We start from the raw sequence: 19,471 nt of genomic DNA, 5'->3' as shown, positions 1-19,471 counted from the left end.
GGCAGGTGCCAAAAAGAATGTATTTTTGAATCAAACTTAACTTAATTACTTATGAACTTCCCTGAGGAGCTGAAATACACCAAAGACCACGAGTGGATCCGGATTGAAGGCGACGTAGCGTACGTAGGCATCACTGATTTCGCGCAGCGCGAACTGGGTGACATTGTATATGTAGACATTGACACCTTAGACAAAGACGTAGCCAAAGAAGAAGTATTTGGTACCGTTGAGGCCGTTAAAACCGTTTCTGATTTGTTTAGCCCGCTTTCTGGCCACGTTTTGGAAATCAACGACAAACTGGACGGCAGCCCTGAACTGGTGAATTCTGATCCTTATGGCGATGGCTGGATGATCAAGATGTCTGTGACCGATCAAGCCGAAGTAGCCGAGCTTCTTTCTGCCGGAGCGTACCGCGAGCTGGTAGGCGCCTAATACAATCATGGCAGTGCGTTCCATCTATTATGCACTGGCGCTGGGGTGGGCAGTGGTCATTCTTGTACTGACCTTACTGCCCTCCCAAGCGTTACCTCCCGATCCCCACTGGGACTTTATCTCCGTTGATTCCCTGGCGCACGCTGTTCTCTTCGGGGTGCAATTGCTGCTCCTTCTTTACGGGTTCCTCCGCGACCCTTCCGTGCTGCTCAGCAGACGACTTATCACCATTGCCTTCTTCTCGGTTGTTTTCTTCGGCATCTTTGTAGAGATTCTGCAAGGTTCTATGGGCCTGGGTCGCCAAGCCGATCCTTTTGATGCCCTTTGCAATACCATCGGCTGTTTCTTTGGGTTGGGCATCTGGGCTTTGGTTCCCCGCCGTTTATAGGCTATTTTCAGGAAATCAGACCTAAAATGCATTCTATGTTGCGGCACCGCTGGCTCTTCCTTTCTCTTGCGCTCCTCTTATTTTGTATCCAGGCCCAAGCCCAGGACATGGCGCGGGTACGGCAGACCATCCAGGATCTCTCCTCCCCGGCCCTGCACGGCCGCGGATACGCCTTCAAAGGAGACAGCCTGGCCGCCGATTACCTGCAGAAGCAGTTTGCCGCCATCGGGCTGCGCCCTTTTGCATCGGGTTACCAACAACCGTTTACCCTTCCCGTCAACATTCTGGATAACCGCCTTCGCCTGGAAGTAGATGGCAAAGCCCTGGTGCCGGGTGTGGACTTTATCGCGCACGCTGCCACAGGCAGCGGATCCGGCGAAGGCAGAGTCTACGACATTGACACCTTGGTGCTGCAGGACGTAGACGTGGCCCAGCAGTTTTTGACGAACAACCTCCGCAACAAAGTACTGGTGGTGCAGCAGCGGCATCTGCAAGGCTTATTGGAGTTGCCCGAGCCCTTCCAGCCCCAGCTGAAGAGTGTGGCCGCCGTGATCGTGCGCCAACCCGGGCCGAAGCTTATGGGCACCGTACGCGGCGAGCAACTGCCCTTCCCGGTGCTGGAAGTGCTGGAGAAAGCCTGGCCCAAGAAAAGTAAGAAAGTAACGTTTGCCGTAGATGCTCGGCTGGAGCCGAATTACCGCAGCCAGAACGTAATTGGGTTTGTGCCGGGTAAGATAAAGCCCGACTCCTTTGTGGTAGTGACCGCGCATTATGACCATCTGGGCCACCAAGGCAGAGACCTGTATTTCCCCGGTGCCCATGACAACGCCAGCGGCACCGCCATGCTCCTGGAACTGGCCCGCTACTACGCCCAGCCGCAGAATACCCCAGACTATTCCATCGCGTTCATGGCCTTTGCCGGCGAAGAGGCTGGATTGGTAGGCTCCCGCTTTTACACCGAGCACCCGCTTTTTCCGCTCAGCCAAATCAAATTCCTGCTGAACCTGGATCTCATGAGCACCGGCGAGGAGGGCCTGATGGTGGTCAATGGCAGCGTTTTCCCCAAACAGTTTGCGCTCCTGCAGAAACTTAACCAGCAGAACGGCTACTTGTCCCAGATCAAGAGCCGGGGCAAAGCCGCCAACTCAGACCACTACTTTTTCTCGGAGAAAGGCGTACCGGCCTTCTTCTTCTACACGCTAGGCGGCACCACCACCGAGTACCATCACCCCAACGATAAAGCTGAAACCTTGCCGCTCACTAAATTCAAAGAGGTCATGCTGCTGATAGAAGACTTCATCAAAGCGTTGTAAGCATCTTCTTCTCTATTTTAGGGCCCTTTTTCAAAAATCGGCTTGGAAACGGGTTTGATTAAGTTAATAAGTGGAGATGAGAGCTTTTGGTGAGATGGGCCTAAATCTGGAACTTGGACTTGACTGCAGGAACCCACCCCTACCCCTCCCAGGAGGGGAATTCTTGTTCTTGGTATTTCTAAAAGGTAATGCATCTAACCTGCGTCCCATAGTCGAGTATCGAAACAAAACGAGCGAAATATAAAACAGGCACTGTTAAGAAATTCCCCTCCTGGGAGGGGTAGGGGTGGGTTCACGTTGACCGCAGTCCTGTCATAAACCCTTGCTCTGCCAATACCTAACTTCATAAACACAGAGCCCCGGCAACTTCCTGTAATCAGGAAACCACCGGGGCTCTGTGTGTATCATGTTTTCTGACTGGTTTACTGCAGGAGCATCACCCTACGTACTACCAGGCCTTTGTCGGTGTGGAGTTTGAGGAAGTAGATGCCGTTGGCCTGATGTTGCAGAGAAAGCTGCACCGGTTGGCTGCGCACGTGCCTGGGCGAGGTGAGGTCCTTGATCACTTTCCCGACCGCATCGCACACCTGAATGCGCGAAATGGTAGCTTCCGGCGAGGTGATGGACACGGCTCCGGCGGTGGGGTTTGGCGCTACCTGGATCGCGGCCTGGGCCCGCTCTTCTTCGGCACCTAAAGGCACCCCATCTACTTTGACATCGTCCAGGTAGAGGTTGTTCTCAAAATCGGTGATGTGCCGGAACTTGAGGAGCACCGTTTTGGAGGTGGCAAAAGCGGCCAAGTCCAGCGTCTCTAAGCGCCACTGAGAGGCGGTGGGGATGAACTCTTTTTCAACGAAGTAGGGCACAGCAGTGGTTAATTCCTGGCCAAACTTCTGGTAGATGCGCTGGTAAGTGCTTCCGCAGTCAGTGGAGGCCCAGACTTCCAGCGTATCGGAGAAGCCGGTTTCAGACAAAAGAGAGTATGCCACCTGAAAGGTCATTTTAGGAGAGCTGCGCGAAGTCAGGTCCAGCGGCGGTAATACCAATTCATCTACCAGGCCATTAGCGGTGTATTCAATGTTGTGCATGTACGCCGAGGCGGTGCCGGTCTTGGCAGCCTTGGTAGTCCGTTCCCAGGTAAGGTCGGCGTTGGGGTTGTGGATGGCCCAACCAGTGGGGGCAAAGTTGGTGTTCTCAAAACTTTCCTGCAGCGGCAGGGCATTGCCCAGCGTCTGGAAAGACGCGGTGATGGTATTGTTGGCGGCATCAGCATCGGTGGCCGCGTTGTTTCTGGACGTGATGGTGTAGGTGATGGTGTGCGTTCCTTTGGCTACCGTGATGGTCGGAATATTCACTGTGGCGTTCTGGAGCGAAGTCAAAGAACCGGTCCAGGTATAAGTTTGCGTTGGACCATTGTCTACGGCGTATTGGATCTGGGCCGAGGTGAGCGGTTGGTTGCCTTTGTTGCGCAGCACCACCGTGGGCGAGAACGAAGTAGCGCACACCACTTTCCCCGGTGAGGTCACTTCTATCAAGGCTGCGTCCAGGTCAGGTACCTGCACCGCGGTACAGCCCGCTGAACTAAGAATACCCGGCCGGTAGGCAGACAACGCCTGCTGCATCACGCTTTTCTGACCGGCGGTGAACAGGTTCATGCAGGCATCGTTGGTGTAGTCCATGTAATTCATGAACATGTCGCTGGTATTGCTGCAGGAGGCGTGCGGATAGGTAGGGCAACCGGTGTTTTCTTCCTCCTGGGTAGGCGTGTCGGCAATCTGGTCATCGCCGCATTCTTCGTCGCCCCAGATGTGGAACAGGTTAAGCCAGTGACCCACCTCATGGGTTGTGGTCCGGCCCAGGTTGAAAGGCTTTGACACGGTGCCCGTGGTCCCGAAGTACCGGTAGTCAATGACCACGCCATCGGTGGTGGGTGAGCCCGAGTTAGGGAACTGGCCGTAGCCCAGCACCGATTGGTCAGCGGCAAACCGCACAATCCAGATATTTAGGTATTGGCTCGTGTTCCAGGCGTCTTTCCCGCCCGAGGCGGTGAACTTCATGGCATCGTTTACCTTGAAAGTGGTGGTGCTAGTTTTGGTGCGGGTAATGCCGGTGGTGGGTTCGCCGTCTGGGGTACGCTGGGCCAGGCAGAACTCAATCTCGGCATCGGCGGCCACGGCTTTGAACGCGGTGGGCGTATTGTCTGCATCAGAGTTCAGCCGCCGGAAATCTTTGTTCAGCACCGCTAGCTGGGTCTTGATCTGGGTATCTGAGATGTTCTGGGCATCGGTATTATAAACCACGTGTACCACCACCGGAATAGTAATCACGCCGCCCCTGACATTCTTCTCGTAAGCGTTCCGCACCCCGGTGCCCGCGGCTTTGGCCTGTTGTTGCAGCTGCGCCCGCAGGTTGGGTTTGTTCCGCTCCAGCAGTTTCACATGCTCCATGGTACCGCAGTTGCGTACCTGACCTATAGCGTTGCCTACGCCCAAAATGAGCAGGACAAGGACAGCTAGTACTCTTTGGGGCATGGGATTCTGCGTTTAGGGTTGGTTTTGCGGAAAACGGCTGTAAAACAGAACCCTTACAGGATGTTGTTCAGCTGCTCTTTGATCTTCTCCAGTTCCTCCTTCATCTCCACCACCAAGTGCTGGATGGTAGCGTCATTGGCTTTGGACCCGATGGTGTTGATTTCCCGGCCTATCTCCTGAGAGATGAACGCCAGCTTCTTGCCGGTTGGTTCAGGCAGGTAGACGGTTTCAGTGAAATAATGCAGGTGGTTTACCAGGCGCACTTTCTCCTCGGCAATGTCCAGTTTCTCAATGTAGTAGATCATCTCCTGCTCAAAGCGGTTCTGGTTGAAAGACTCTGACGAACTAATTTCTGTGAGGTGCCCCTGGATGCGCTGCCTGATGTTCTCTACTCGTGAAGGGTCATGCTTGTCAACCTCGGCCAGCAGAATTCTGATACGGTCAATGTAAGAGATAATCTCGGCGGTGAGCGCCTTGCCTTCATCGGCCCGGAAGGTGTTGAACTTGTCAATAGCCTCCTGCAACAGCGGCAGCACCTGCTCCCAGGCAATCTCATCGGTTCTGGAATCATCGGCGGCCTCGGTCTGCAACACGTCGGGCATGTGCAGGGCCAACCGGAACAAGTCTGGCGACTGCGCGCCCAGAGATTGGGCGGCCTGCTCTATCTCGGTGTAGTATTGTTTGAGAAGATCGGTGTTGATTCTGCTGCGCGTAGCGTTGGATTTGTTTCTGCTCACCTCAATGCTGAGGTTAATTTTGCCGCGCACCAGGCTCTTGCCAATCAGGTTTCTGATTTCCAGTTCTTTGTCTGACAGGCTCCGCGGGATGCGCAGACTCAGGTCCAGGGATTTTGAGTTAAGTGATTTCAGCTCAATGCTGACCATAGAACCCTCTGTCTCTAGGTGGGCAGCCCCAAACCCGGTCATGGATAAAAGCATAATACGTAGGTAAATGTTGAAAAGTAAATTTATGAAAAAAGGACCATTCTCTCTCTATCTGGCAATCTGCGGTTTCTGAGGCTATGAAACTTATGAAGCTCACGTATTTTCTTTATCTTTACGCCATGAAATTTGGAGTTGTCGTTTTCCCGGGGTCCAACTGCGACCAGGATGTCATTGATGCCTTGCAACACACTACCCAAAAGGAAGTTGTACGGCTGTGGCACAAAGACCATGATTTGCAGAACTGTGATTTCATAGTGCTGCCAGGAGGTTTCTCCTATGGTGATTATCTGCGTTCCGGCGCTATTGCCCGTTTCTCCCCTATCATGCAGGAAGTGGTGAAGTTCGCCAACTCCGGCGGGTACGTGTGGGGCATCTGCAATGGTTTCCAGATCCTGACCGAGGCGGGTCTGCTGCCCGGTGCCCTGTTGCGCAATACCAGCCAGCAGTTCATCTGCCAGAACGTGTACATCACGCCAGAGAACAACGAGGCCCTGCCTACCGCTCTGTTAGAACCAGGTAAAGCCTACAAAATTCCGATTGCCCACGGCGAAGGCCGGTTCCACGCCGATGCCGATACCCTGAAGGAGTTGGAAGACAACGGCCAGATCATGTTCCGCTACTGCGATGCCAACGGCGAGGTGAATGAGTACTGCAACTGCAACGGCAGTCTGCTCAACATTGCCGGCGTGAGCAACAAGAACAAGAACGTGTTCGGGATGATGCCACACCCAGAGCGCGCCATTGACCCAGAACTGAACAACACCGACGGCCGTCTCTTATTTGAATCTCTCCTGCAAGCGGTACAAGCCTAAGGATATTGCCTCACCCATATAAATCAATGCCTCTCTGCTTGCAGGGAGGCATTGCTGTTTTAGCCCTGTTTTGCAGAAAATGGCCGTTAAACTTATTTGCCATTTGACTAGTTTCTGGCGGTAAACCAGCTTGGGCAGTTCACTTCTTCCCCAAAAACAGAGCGCCTCCTTAGCTAAAAGGAGGCGCTCTGTTTTATAGGTGTTTTCAGGAAATCAGCTTAAAAACAAGGCTGGCTTCGCCGATTTTTAGAAATCATAGCCCATGGAGAAGTAGAACTTAGGCCCTTCGCGGCGCAGGTTTCGCTCACCCCAGGCCATGTCAAACCGGCCGTAGACGCCCAGCAAGGTAGTACGCGCCCCGAAACCGTAACCGTACATAAACGGATTCCGGAAGTTGCGCACAATCACTTCAAACGGCGGCCTTGGCACTGGTTGGGTATTCACTGAGTTATCCTCGCTGAACGGGTTGCCGCGGCTATAGGCGGTTCCGGCGTCAAAGAAACCAACCATCTGCAGGTTCCGGAAGAAGCCCGAGTTGATGGGCCCTTCAAACAGATACTGGAAGATGGGCAACCGCAGTTCTGAATTCCAGAGTACGTAGCGGGTTCCATTGCGGGCATAGTAGTTGAACCCACGCATCGGCATGGCAAAATCAAGGTAGAAGTAATCGGCCGGCGTAAAGGTATTGTCAAAAACATTCGCGATGGCGCTGTCTTCAGAGGCGTTGATCCAGTTGTCAACCCCGCCCATCACGTATTTCTTAGGCGCAGGCCCGAAAGAGTGACCGTAGCTTAACCGGTTGGCCCAGATAAACTCCTTGTGCAGTTTCTGGTAGTGCCGGAAATCAACATAGAACTTCCCGAAGCCGTTCTGGCTTTCGCCAATGCCGTACATGCGGGTGATGCCCACTTTCATGCGGGTTCCCTCGCGCATATTCATGCCGGTCACCACGGAATTATCAAAGACCAGTTCCCCGCCTATCCCCACAAAATCCATCACTACGTCTGGCTCAGAGAAGTTCTCAATGATGGTGTACCGGATATTGGAGTAGCGCGGCAGCACTTTCACGCTGAGGGCGTTGGTCAACGGGTAACTCAGGGCCGGAAGGATCTCGTGTTTGCCCAGGCGGCGGACAAAGGCCCCGGAGGCTTGGTACACGCTCTGTTTCTGGTAACCGATCCGGTAGTCATAGCGGTTCTTCAGGTTGGAATACTCGGCGTAGAAGTTGGTCGTCTGCAGGTCTGTGAGGGCGAAGACCCCACCCCTGATGCGGTAGTCCTCAAACAGATCGGCCATGCCCACCTCCATCACAAACCCGAAGCCCAGCAAAGGATCGGCGTGGATGGATGTAATGAGGTTGTTCACCCCGAAGCGCAGGTCATAGGGCCTTGGGTAATTCAACACCAGAGAATCTGGCGTATTCATGGCCATGATGGTTCTGGGCTTGGATTTTACCGGAGGCTTGGCCTGGATAGCAGCAGAATCCACCACGGTGGTGTCAATCACCCCAGCCGCGATTTGGGCAGCCCGTTGTGCCGCGAGTGAATCAGCGGCGGCTTTGGCAGCTAAGGCAGCGGCCACACGGGCATTTTCCTGCTGAATACGGCGCTGCAAATGGCCTTCCAGGGTTTCCTGGCGCTTGGTTTTAAAACTCTGCTGCGCTACCGCCGTCAGGGCTGAATTAGGATAATGATACAGGAATTCCCGGGCTCGGTCATTGGCCACAAACGTGAGGTTACCGGTCCTCACATTATAGTCATAGGTTTTGATGTTCTGCCGGAAATTGGAAACCCGCTCAATCACCCCGGTCTTGATGTTGTGCCGATAAAGCGACCGGATACCGGTTTCTTCGCCCAGGTACATGATCTCCTCCTCGGAAAGCCCGATGGGCATCACTTCGTTAGACGGCGTGTAGGTCAGTTGCCAGAAGCGGCTTTGCGTGTTGTTGGGGTCGAAGAGGTAAATGTCATAGTTATTGGCCACTGACGCGAACTTGCCTCTGCTGGACTGCAGCGAGTCTGCGTAGCGGTTAGAGGTGAACACAATGCGGTTGCTGGTACCGGGCAGGAACGTCGGGTCCAGGTCATCATAGATATCATCGGTGAGTTGGCGCACAATGCGGCCGTTGCGGTACAGGAAGAGATCACTCTGCCCGTTTTTCACGGCGCTGAGCACCATGAACTGTCCGTCTTCAGAGAAATCCACCCCGGCTACCTGGCTGTAGGCATTGAGTGGCAGCACATTGTTGTTTTTGCCCAGCAGGTTTTTTACCGTTGCTACGCCCGGAATGTAGAGCTTCTCGGCATCCTGCAACTTCAGCTGTAATTTGCCACGGCGCACATCTGAAATACCCAACTGCGACTCTGACCGCCAAGACAACAACGGCACCGTACGGTCAACGGCCTGGTTGGGCATTTTGTAGCCACCCCGGTACACCATGCGGTGGCCTTTGCTCCCCAGCCTACGCACGTACACTTTGTATGCTCCCCGGTCATAGATCACGTAGGCCAGTTTCTGCCCACTAGGGCTGATGGCAGGTTCTGAATACAGGAATTGACGGGCGTTGGATTTCTTGAGCTTGTTCTCTTTGCTGGGAGACGGCAGTTCTGTCTCTGCCATGCTGTTCATTTGGGTGTAGTAAGCGAACCAGTCGCGGGTGAACCGCTTGTAAGGCATGTTCAGGCTGCTGGCCACCCCAACCTCAATGTCGCGGGTGATGCGGGTAAGGTTAAGGATGTTCTGGATGGCCGCGGTGCCGTGGCGCTCGGTGATGTAGTTCCAGATGGCCTGGCCGGTTACGCGCTGGTTTTTGGCGAACAAAGGATCTGGCCGTTTTCCGCCCGTTTTCTGAATCATGTCGCGCATGTAGTCATCCATCTCCACGCTCCAGCCTTCGGCCAGGTAAGACGCAGCCCCGGAGACAAACCACTCCGGCAGGCGCAACAGGTAATTGCTCTGGATGACTTCTTTCAGGCTACCGCCGTACATCATGTCTGAGAGCAGCAGTTCTGAGATGCGGTAGGTCATCTGGCGCTTCAGCTCGGTCTGGGAGCCTTCAAAGGCCACCTCAATCTTGCTTTTCACAAACAGGGCATCGTTGCCGCCTTTGTAGGGATCGTCAATCAAACCGATGTTGCTCTGCTTCATGTCTGAGACAGAGTTGTACATGATGATGGTGATCTTGGAGTAAGGATAGTACCCAATGAGCGAGGTAATCCTTTTCAGCTCTTTCTCGGCGTGCTCGGCGGCGTGGCGGGCCAGTTCGCGGCCGTCCTGCGAGAAGTAGATGTTGAAGTTCTGGGTGCTGTAGTACTGCCAGTTGAAACGTTTGTACTGAATGCGGTTCTGCCCGAAGTCATCTGGGGCGGTGGCCTGACCATACGTGAACGCGGGGGCTCCCATGCCTAGGAGCAGCACTAGTAACCGGCAAACATGTAAGAAGCGGGTAGAGGTTTGACTCATGTGTTTGGCGTAGATGCTAAATATAACGATAAATACCGGGCAATATTCACCTCTGGCCACAAGGGCGTTTCGTGCTCCAGCGCGGAGATAAACTGCTGAGCCAGCAAAGGCGCCATCAAAACACCCTTAGACCCCATGCCGTTGAAAATGCCTACCTGCGGGTGGTTTGGGTGCTGCCCCACCAAGGGCTTCCGGTCCCGTACCGCCGGCCTGATCCCAACATACTGCTTTTCCACGGCAAATGGTTTTTTGAGGATATCACCGGCCTTGGCGGAAAGTTCTTCCCTTGCCTCGGGGGTAAGCTGCTCCTCCAGGTTGCGCCAATTGTAGGTGGCTCCTACCCGGTAATGATATTGTCCTAAAGGCACAACGTAAACGGCTTTATTATAGATATATGATGCTTCAAAATCTGGCACATTTATGTCTAAAATTTCGCCTTTGTTCAGGGAAAACGGCAGCCAGCTGAAAAACGGGTTTTGGGCGCCTTGGGCACCCTCGCAGAAGATGATCTTCCGGGCCTGCACATCGGCGTAGCGCACTCCTTCTGGCAACAGTTCCAGCCGGGAAAAATCAAAGGTCTCTGCCCGGTACAAACCCCGGCTCTGCAGGTCTGCCTGGTGCGCGTCCAGGAAGGTGCGCAGGGCCACGTAGCCGCCTTGGTGGATGAGCAGACCGCCCAATTCCTGGTGAACGGAATCAGAGGGCGGGAGTTGCAGGTGCGTGGTTTCAATGTAGCCGTCCCAGGCGGCATCGGTGCTTTTGCCCATCCAGTTGTTCTGCTCCTCGGGGTTGGAGAAAAGTTTCAGGATGGGTTTTCGGAAGAAAAGATTTGTCTGGTAGCGTTCTTCCATCTCCTGGTAAAACGCGGCGGCGGCGGGCAGAAAAGCGTCCACCTGCCAGCTTTTGGCGAAGCGTTTCCCGGCCACGGGGTTGATCAGACCCGCCGCCACGCGGGAGGCGGAGTTCTCTTTGGGGGCATCTATCACCAGAACCGTTTTCCCGCTTTTTTCCAGAAAACAGGTCAAAATCGCGCCGGCCAGACCGTGGCCTATTACCAGATAATCATAATTCATGCCCCAAGGTACGGCTTGTGCCGCTGAAATCTGTAACTTAGAGCCTGCAATTAAGATGTAATCCATGGCTGCCACTGGTCTGCAAGTAAAATTCTTCACGTTCAACCCGTTCCAGGAAAACACCTACGTACTCTATGACAACACCAAGGAGTGCGTGATCATTGACCCCGGCTGCGCCGACAAACAGGAACAGCAGGAATTGCAGCAGTTCATCCAAGCCGAAGGATTAAAAGTAGTGCGTTTGCTCAACACCCATTGCCACATTGACCACGTGCTGGGAAACAAATTCATAGCCGATACCTACGGCGTGCCGCTGGAAATCCATGAAGAAGATTTAGCGGTTTTAAGGGCGGTGCCCACGTATTCAGCGGCGTACGGCTTTCCGCAGTACCAGGAGGTTTTACCCGAGAAATTCCTGAAAGAGGGCGAAAACGTGCGCTTCGGGGAGACTGAGTTGGAGGTCTTGTTCACGCCCGGCCACGCGCCCGGCCACGTGGTGTTCTACCACCCGGAAAGCAAAAACCTTATTGGGGGCGATGTCCTTTTCAACCGCAGCATCGGTCGCACTGATTTGCCCGGCGGCGATTACAACACGCTTATCCAGAGCATCCGCACCAAATTATTCTCCCTGCCAGACGAGGTTACCGTATACCCTGGCCATGGCCCCTCTACCACCATTGGAGAGGAAAAAGCCGGCAATCCGTTTTTGAGCTAATTCCAGAAAACAAGGCTCAGAACAGACTCTTTCAAAAACATGAAGAAACACATTCCCAATTTTATCACCTGCCTCAACCTCTTCTGCGGTTGCCTGGCATTGGTATCTGTTTTTCAGCAGGAACTGACCACGGCCGCAGGCTGGGTAGTAGTGGCCGCCGCCCTTGATTTCATGGACGGCATGGTGGCCCGCGTCCTCAACACCTACTCCGAGATTGGCAAGCAGTTAGACTCCCTGGCCGACATGGTTTCCTTTGGCGTGGTTCCTGGTGCGGCCATGGTGCAGATGATCGCGATAGCTATTGAAAAAGGCGGGTATGACTTGCCTACTTTTTTGCCTTTGGCCGGCTTCCTGATCACCGTTTTCTCCTGCATCAGGTTGGCCAAGTTCAACATTGATACCCGCCAGATTTCTTCTTTTATTGGCGTGCCTACCCCGGCCTGCACGTTGTTTATCATGTCTTTGCCGCTGATCCTGGCCAATGATGACTTCGGGCTGTCGTTCCTGATCATGAACCCCTTTGTGCTGCTGGGCATTACGGTGCTGTTTTCTTACCTGCTCATTGCCGAGCTGCCCTTGTTTGCGCTTAAATTCAAGAATATGGCCTGGAAAGGAAACCAAATCAGGTTTATTTTCATGGGGCTTTCTATTCTTTTCCTGGCAATCCTTAACTTTACCGCGGTTCCCCTGAACCTTGCGATGTATATTATCTTATCATTTTTCCATAAATCTTCTTCCTTATGAAATTCACCGCCGAAATAGATATCATGCCCCACACTGAACTGTTAGACCCCCAGGGAAAAGCCGTGATGTTGGGTTTGGAACATTTAGGCCTGGAGCAGGTTTCTGATGTAAGAATTGGCAAACATATACGTTTACAGTTAGAGGCGGAAAACGAAACCGCCGCTGCCCAGAAAGTAGAGGAGGCTTGTAAGAAATTACTGGCCAACATGATTATGGAATCATTCTCTTACCGTCTCACAGCCAACTAAAGAGCACCCCCCAGTAGGTTCTTCTCTGCCTTTTCCTGAGCTGAACCTATGCGCGAAGGACTGTGTTGCGGAGTAATCATTTTACCCGCGTACATGCATCTTGTAAGAAAGCTTCTTTTTGCTGCAGGCTTCTGGATGGCTGCCGTTTCTGCCTGGGCCCAAACCCAGGACACGCGCACCATCTCCTGGCGCACGGCATCGGCTGGTCCTCCGCCCGTGGGGACTACGGCTTCTGCTGCCCTGCCTGTTTTTGAAGAGGCCGCATTCCTCAACCGCGAGGAGATTCCTTTCTATCTGCTGTCTCTCCCCAATGCGCGGGTCACCTCCTTTGAGTTCACTTCTCTGGAGTTTGGGCCCTTGACCGAGGCAGAATCGCGGGCTTTTTCCAAAAAGAGCCTTAAAACCGAAATCCAGACATCCATTAGTGCGGGCACGGCCAACCGGGTGCCGCACTCAGTGGTTTCCTTCCAGCCCTTCCGGCTGAATCCGCAGACCGGCGCGGTAGAAAAACTCCTCAAATTCAGTTACCGCTACACCTCCTCCGGCAACAACCTCAGAAAAGTCCCTGGACAGGCTTCCGTCCGTCGTACCTATGCCTCGCGCTCTGTTTTAGCCTCCGGCGATTGGTTTAAGATTGGTGTGCCCGCCACCGGCATGTACAAGCTGGACCGAGCGGCGCTGCAGGCCATGGGCGTGAATCTCCAGAACCTGAACCCGCGCAACCTGCGGCTGTATGGCAACGGCGGCGGCATGCTGCCCCAGGCCAACGCCGCTCCCCGCCCCGATGACCTGGTGGAGAACGCCATTCATGTGGAAGGCGAACAAGACGGTTCCTTTGATAACAATGACTTTCTTCTTTTCTACGGACAGGGCCCGCACACGTGGTCAGAGAACCTGGTTAACGGACAGACGCCGTTTGTACACAACCTTAACCTGTACACCGATACCACCTACTACTACTTAACCGTTGGTTCTTCCGCCGGCCTCCGGATAAGTCAGCAGGCATCGGTACCCGGCTCTTTCCCTGAGGTCAATTCCTATGACGAGCACTGGTTCCATGAAGTAGACCTTCGGAACATGGTGAACTCGGGCCGTGAATGGTACGGTGAGGAGTTCAACTCCTTCTCTGCCCAGCAGAACTTCGCCATCTCCGCCTCAGACCTGGTGCCCAACAGTACCGTTTGGCTTACCTCGGCGGTGATGGCTAACTCCCCGGAAAGCAGTTCTTTCTCGGTGAGATTGAATAATACGGGTTTGGGCACCCATGCCATCTTCGGCCGCGGCTCTTTCAACTACCACCCTGAGGGGGTGAACCATGTGCTGTATTTCTCGCCTCCGCTCAGTTCGCTCTCTTATAATAACGAGTTGAACGTGGCTTATACCTATCAGCCGGGCAGCAGCTCCTCGGCGGCCGGTTACCTCAACTATTTCACCTTGTCGGCACTGCGGCAGCTGAAGCTTTACGGAAACCAGACCAATTTCCGGTCATTGGCCAGTAAACAGAACCCCGTCACTACTTTCCTGGTTGGCGGCATGACCGCTGCCGATGCCCAAGTGTGGGATGTGACGGATCCGCTGAAACCGGTAAAGCAAGCTCTTTCCATGGGCAACGGAACGGCCCGTTTCTCAGCCAACAGCCCGCAACTCCGCGAGTACGTTGCTTTCCAAGGTTCTGCCTTCCCAACTCCGAACTTCCTGGGGAAAGTGGCCAACCAGAACCTGCACAGCCTTAACTTAGATGGTAAGGTAGATTTGGTTATCATTACGCCTCCGGGATTCACAGCTCAGGCGCAACGGCTGGCGAACCACCGGCGCACCCAATCAGGCCTGCAGGTAGACGTAATTGAACTGCCCAAAATTTACGAGGAGTTCTCCTCAGGCAAACAGGACATCACCGCCCTCCGCGATTTCCTGAAGATGCTGTATGAGCGCAGTACCAAGCAGGGAGATGATCTTCTCCAGGTGGCCTTGCTAGGCGATGCCTCTTTTGACCCTAAGAGAAGAATCCAGCAGAACACCAACTTTATTCCCATCTACGAATCGCGCCAGTCACTGGACCCCATCACTTCTTACTCCTCAGATGACTACATCGGGTTTCTGGATGACGAGGAAGGCGAATGGTCTGAGATCGATTATTCATTTGCGCACCTGCTGGATGTAGGCATTGGCCGCTTGCCGGTGAAAACCTCTGCTGAAGCCGATCTGATGATTGACAAGATTATCCGATACGAAAGCGACCAAACTTTAGGCAACTGGCGGAAGCGTCTGATTTTCCTGGCCGATGACGGGGACTCCAACGAGCACTTGAATGACGCTGATTACCTGGCCGAGTTCGTGGAGCGCAATCATCCCGGTTACCTGCCCCAGAAAATCTACCTTGACTTGTATCCGCAAATCTCAGTGCCTAACGGACAGCGCTCCCCGGAGACTAACCAAGCCTTGCGCGAAAGCATAGAAAAAGGCGCCTTGGTCACTAACTACACGGGACACGGCAACGCCATAAGTCTTGCGGATGAGCAAATCCTAACTATCAACGAGATCCAGACCTGGAAGAACGCCAACAAACTCACGTTCTTCTTGACTGCTACCTGCGAGATTGGCCGCTATGATGACCCCAGACGTAACTCGGGCGCAGAAACGGCGCTATTCCACCCAGACGGAGGTGCCATCGGTTTGTTGACTACTACACGGCCGGTGTACTCAGACGGAAACCGAGCCTTGAACACCAACTTCTTCAATTTCCTTTTTACGCCGCTTTCCAATGGTTCTTTGCCTACGCTGGGGGTGCTTACCAACAAGACCAAGAATGCGAGTCTTTTCGGGGTAAACAATCGGAATTTTGCCTTGTTAGGAGATCCTGCCATGCGGTTGGCTTACCCGCAACTAGAGGTGGTGCTTTCTAAACTGAATGGCAAACCCTTCAACGCGGCTGCCTCAGACACGCTTCAAGCTTTGTCCAAAGTAGTGCTGGAGGGTTTTATCCGAAACGGCCAGCAACAGGTAGCCACTGACTTCCAGGGTCAGGTTCATATCACAGTCTATGACAAACGGGCCACGCTTACCACGTTAGGCGACCAGAACGCCAAACGTCAGGTAATGAACCGCAGCAACGTTTTGTATGATGGTTTGGCCACGGTAAAAAACGGAACCTTTGAGGTCTCGCTGGTCATCCCGAAAGACATTAATTACCAATTTGGCGAGGGCAGCATTCACCTGTATGCCTCCTCCTCTTCTCTGGATGGATTAGGTGCCACCATCGTGCCCGTGGGAGGTGCTAATTCGAATGTTTCTGCAGACAACACTCCACCTCAGCTGGAGCTGTTCATGAACGATGAATCTTTTGTTTCTGGTGGTATCACCGGTAAGGATGCCACTTTGCTGGCCCATTTATTTGATGAAAACGGGATTAACACTGCGGGCGCCGGCATTGGACACGAGATTACCGCCATTGTGGATGAGAAATCCTCAGAGCCCATCATCTTAAATGAGTTCTATACCGCCGATGTGGATTCTTACCAGTCAGGGAAAGTGCGTTATTCCTTGAAGGACGTTTCCGTTGGGCCACATACGCTTTCCCTTAAAGCCTGGGACACACATAATAACTCCAGCACTACCAAAATAGAGTTTATTGTTGCCTCTTCTGAGAAACTGGCTTTAGACCATGTGTACAATATCCCTAATCCTTTCCTGAGTAAGACCACTTTCCACTTTGACCATAATCGGCCCGGTGAGGAGTTGGATATACTTATTCAGGTTTTTACCGTATCAGGAAAACTGGTTAAATCTCTGCATGGTTTTGGGGATGGGAATGCCCATTTCTCGGATCTTACCTGGGATGGCCGCGATGACAGCAATGATGTTTTAGCCAAGGGCGTATACATATACAAGGTAAATGTACGTTCTCGTCAGGATGGAGCTAGTACATCTCGCTTTGAAAAGCTAGTTTTACTTAAATAATACCACACCAGATACCACAAACTCTACCGCATGAACTGCACCCTACTCAGATCCACCATCTTTGGTTTATTTCTAGTCACTTTGTCTGGGCTTTCTGCCTCGGCCCAAACCACTATTGGCCAAAGCACCGAGTATAGACCCATCACCACAGCGGTGCCTTTCCTGTCTGTAACTCCAGATGCCCGTTCGGCTGGTATGGGTGATGCCGGGGTAGCTATTTCACCGGATGCTAACTCTATTTACTGGAACTCCGCTAAATTGGGCTTCATTGAAGATGATTTAGGTGTATCGCTTTCTTATACCCCGTGGCTTTCCAACATTGTCAATGACATGTCTTTGAGTAACCTATCGGTTCACAAAAAGGTAACGGCCAACTCTTCCCTGGCAGCTTCGCTCCTGTATTTTGATTTAGGCGAGTTGAACTTCACCGATGCTTCTGGTAATGCCATCCAGAACTTCAACCCTAAGGAATATGCCATCAGTTTGGCCTATGGTCAGAAGTTAAGTGAGAACCTGAGTTTAGGCGTTGGTGCCCGGTACATCCACTCTAACCTTTCTGGCAACGTGAATGTGGGTGGCGGCGGAAATGTGGTTGGGGAATCCCAGCCAGGCAACTCTGTGGCTGTAGATTTGGGTATGTATTACACCAAGGACCTGGCTCTGGGTGGGAAAAACTATAACCTTGCCTTAGGCGCTAATGTCTCCAATATAGGGGCGAAGATTTCTTACACCACAGCAGGTAGAAGAGACTTCTTACCTACCAACCTGAGACTGGGTACGGCTTTCACCATGGAGCTTGACCCTTACAACAAAATTACGTTGGCCATAGATGGCAATAAGCTTCTGGTGCCATATACACAATCTGATAATCCGGCGGCCAATGATCAAACAAACGTCTTCTCTGGTATCTTCAAATCTTTCACGGATGCCCCCGGTGGCGGTAGCGAGGAATTGAAGGAAATAACTCTCTCTTCTGGTCTTGAATATTGGTACGACAACATGTTTGCGGCCCGTGCAGGGTATTTCTTTGAGAATGAGCTCAAAGGTGGCCGGCAGTATCTAACCATGGGCTTGGGTATCCGTTACCAGAAATTCGGGTTTGACGGGGCTTATATGATCCCTAATGATCAGAACAATCCACTGGCTCAAACCTTTCGTTTCTCGTTACATTTCAGATTAGACGAGCCTGAACAATAATATATGCTTATAAACCGTACAGTAGCGCCAGCCATTGCTGAGCTTACTTCAGATCTTTACATTGCTCCGGAAGTACAAACAACCCCTTCAGGAGCCCGAATTCATATCTTTGAAAACAACATTCAACCTGTAGTACGGGTTGAATTTGTTTTTAAAGCGGGTAAGTGGTTTCAATCCAAGCCTGGGGTGGCATCGCTCACCGCTAAGATGCTGAAGGAAGGTACCCATTACCACACAGCAAAGGAGATCGCCGATATGGCGGATTACTATGGTGCCTCTTTAGAAGTTAACCATGGTTTTGACCGGTCTACCGTGACCTTATACTGCCTGTCCAAATTCCTTCCTTTTCTGCTGCCGCTTACCTTTGAAATCATCCTGCAGCCGTCTTTCCCTGAGAATGAATTCGCGCTCATGAAGCAAAGAATCATTCAGACACTTTCAGTGGATAAGCAGAAGAACAGTTACCTGGCAACGGAGGCGTTCACGGTTGCTATCTATGGTCAGGACCATCCTTATGTTTCCTCCATCTCAGAAGAAGAGATCACAGCATTAACGGTCCAAGACTTAGTAGATTTTCATCGCGCTGCTTATGCTTTCTCTAATGCAGAGATTTTTATAACCGGAGACATCAACAAAGCCGGTCTTGAAGCCATCTCTTCTAACTTAAAGGGAATAGCAGACGCAGAAAACATCAACCCAACATCAAAGACCAATTCGCCACAAACTGGTTTACTGTTAAACAAGACTGCCAACCAGATGCAAGCCTCTATTAGAGTAGGAAAATCTACTATTAGGCCTACCCACTCTGATTATCCAGCCTTATACTTGGCCAACCACATTCTAGGCGGCTACTTCGGATCCAGGCTAATGAAGAATATTAGAGAGGATAAGGGCTTTACTTATGGCATCTATTCCTCTCTTTCCCACAAAGAACACGATTCTTTATTCTTTATAGGAACCGACATTAAAGGAGACAAAATCAAAGAAACCTTGGAGGAAGTAGCAAAAGAAATTAACCTATTAAAACAGGAGGAAGTCTCCGAAGATGAATTCCTAACAGCCAAGAAACATCTCAACGGGAAATTTCTTAATGACCATGCCACCCTATTTGACAAAATGGATAAGTATAGATCAAACGTCTTACTTGGCCTAACTCCTGACTTCTATTCACAACTCCTTCAATCCATCCAAATTCTAACCCCGAAGGACATAACAGAAGTAGCTAAAAAACACCTCCAAGATGACACCTTATTAAAGATAGTTACAGGCGGAAGCCCAGAATAATAAAGAGGTACTTAAAAGCAAAGAGGCGCACCAATTGATTGGTGCGCCTCTTTGCTTTTACCCTTGATAAAGATAAACTTATTGGAGTTTATGAAATTAGCCAGATTTATAAATATAGGTATTACTTAAGTATAATGGGGAATAATTGCTTTGGACTTGATTTGGCTAAAATGGACCAAAAACAGGGCACCGCACATTTAGAAGATGAGCTACGTGTAAGAATTATTTAAATGCTTTTAGCTAAATAGTAAATTGTAAGATGACTTATAGCCAAGCGGCCTGCCCTCCGGATCCGGGAGGCAGGCCGCTTGGCTATACCATAATATATAGTGTGATAGAGTAAGCTTCCCTCCCCCCCTGCCCGCTTATAA

The 19,471-nt window shown here is 52.0% G+C and carries 14 protein-coding genes; 10 read left to right on the top strand and 4 right to left on the bottom strand.

Annotated features, from left to right (window positions below):
• Positions 1-51: 51 nt before the first annotated feature.
• Genes gcvH through FOA19_RS16585 form a run of 3 tightly spaced genes read left to right on the top strand, consistent with a single transcriptional unit; the run spans position 52 to position 2,133 of the window.
• Positions 52-432 (top strand): glycine cleavage system protein GcvH, encoded by a 381-nt coding sequence (gcvH, locus tag FOA19_RS16595; protein WP_149091993.1) that lies wholly within the window; start codon positions 52-54, stop codon positions 430-432.
• Between the two features lie 7 nt (positions 433-439).
• Positions 440-820: a VanZ family protein gene (locus tag FOA19_RS16590; protein WP_149091992.1), complete on the top strand. Its 381-nt coding sequence runs from the start codon at positions 440-442 to the stop codon at positions 818-820.
• Positions 821-846: 26 nt separating this feature from the next.
• Positions 847-2,133: a M28 family metallopeptidase gene (locus tag FOA19_RS16585; RefSeq protein ID WP_149091991.1), complete on the top strand. Its 1,287-nt coding sequence runs from the start codon at positions 847-849 to the stop codon at positions 2,131-2,133.
• 422 nt (positions 2,134-2,555) lie between these two features.
• On the opposite strand, the gene FOA19_RS16580 is transcribed toward FOA19_RS16585, so the two are convergent.
• Complete coding sequence (locus tag FOA19_RS16580; RefSeq protein WP_149091990.1) at positions 2,556-4,664, bottom strand: M43 family zinc metalloprotease; 2,109 nt, start codon at positions 4,662-4,664, stop codon at positions 2,556-2,558.
• 53 nt (positions 4,665-4,717) lie between these two features.
• Positions 4,718-5,602, bottom strand: coding sequence for a YicC/YloC family endoribonuclease (locus FOA19_RS16575; RefSeq protein WP_149091989.1), 885 nt, complete (start codon positions 5,600-5,602; stop codon positions 4,718-4,720).
• A gap of 125 nt (positions 5,603-5,727) precedes the next feature.
• Between FOA19_RS16575 and purQ the strand changes: the two genes are divergently transcribed.
• Entirely contained in the window at positions 5,728-6,420 is a 693-nt protein-coding gene (gene purQ / locus FOA19_RS16570) for a phosphoribosylformylglycinamidine synthase subunit PurQ (RefSeq protein ID WP_149091988.1), read from the top strand.
• A 246-nt stretch (positions 6,421-6,666) separates the two neighbouring features.
• On the opposite strand, the gene FOA19_RS16565 is transcribed toward purQ, so the two are convergent.
• Positions 6,667-9,882, bottom strand: coding sequence for a hypothetical protein (locus tag FOA19_RS16565; RefSeq protein WP_223808955.1), 3,216 nt, complete (start codon positions 9,880-9,882; stop codon positions 6,667-6,669).
• Positions 9,879-11,021: an NAD(P)/FAD-dependent oxidoreductase gene (locus FOA19_RS23580; protein ID WP_223808954.1), complete on the bottom strand. Its 1,143-nt coding sequence runs from the start codon at positions 11,019-11,021 to the stop codon at positions 9,879-9,881. The genes FOA19_RS16565 and FOA19_RS23580 overlap by 4 nt, the downstream gene beginning before the upstream one ends.
• Between FOA19_RS23580 and FOA19_RS16560 the strand changes: the two genes are divergently transcribed.
• The 6 genes from FOA19_RS16560 (at position 11,020) to FOA19_RS16535 (ending at position 19,100) form a co-directional block, all read left to right on the top strand.
• Complete coding sequence (locus FOA19_RS16560) at positions 11,020-11,670, top strand: MBL fold metallo-hydrolase (protein WP_149091987.1); 651 nt, start codon at positions 11,020-11,022, stop codon at positions 11,668-11,670. The genes FOA19_RS23580 and FOA19_RS16560 overlap by 2 nt on opposite strands.
• Positions 11,671-11,709: 39 nt before the next feature.
• Positions 11,710-12,414 carry a CDP-diacylglycerol--serine O-phosphatidyltransferase gene (gene pssA, locus FOA19_RS16555; RefSeq protein ID WP_149091986.1) on the top strand — a complete coding sequence of 235 codons (705 nt, stop codon included), beginning with the start codon at positions 11,710-11,712 and terminating at the stop codon, positions 12,412-12,414.
• The gene (purS, locus tag FOA19_RS16550) at positions 12,411-12,662 is read left to right on the top strand and encodes a phosphoribosylformylglycinamidine synthase subunit PurS (RefSeq protein ID WP_062543786.1); all 252 of its coding nucleotides are present in this window, start codon (positions 12,411-12,413) and stop codon (positions 12,660-12,662) included. Before pssA ends, purS begins: the two co-directional genes overlap by 4 nt.
• A 93-nt stretch (positions 12,663-12,755) precedes the next feature.
• Complete coding sequence (porU, locus tag FOA19_RS16545) at positions 12,756-16,619, top strand: type IX secretion system sortase PorU (RefSeq protein ID WP_190300443.1); 3,864 nt, start codon at positions 12,756-12,758, stop codon at positions 16,617-16,619.
• A 30-nt stretch (positions 16,620-16,649) separates the two neighbouring features.
• A complete protein-coding gene (gene porV / locus FOA19_RS16540; RefSeq protein WP_149091984.1) occupies positions 16,650-17,816 on the top strand; it encodes a type IX secretion system outer membrane channel protein PorV in 1,167 nt (388 codons plus the stop codon).
• Positions 17,817-17,819: 3 nt separating this feature from the next.
• A complete protein-coding gene (locus FOA19_RS16535; RefSeq protein WP_149091983.1) occupies positions 17,820-19,100 on the top strand; it encodes a M16 family metallopeptidase in 1,281 nt (426 codons plus the stop codon).
• Positions 19,101-19,471: the final 371 nt, after the last annotated feature.

Origin of the sequence: Rufibacter hautae, assembly GCF_008271695.1 — a bacterium.
GTDB classification, from domain to species: Bacteria; Bacteroidota; Bacteroidia; order Cytophagales; family Hymenobacteraceae; genus Nibribacter; species Nibribacter hautae.
The sequence above is the reverse complement of the archived record's forward strand: the minus strand, read 5'-3'. Positions and strand labels throughout refer to the sequence as shown.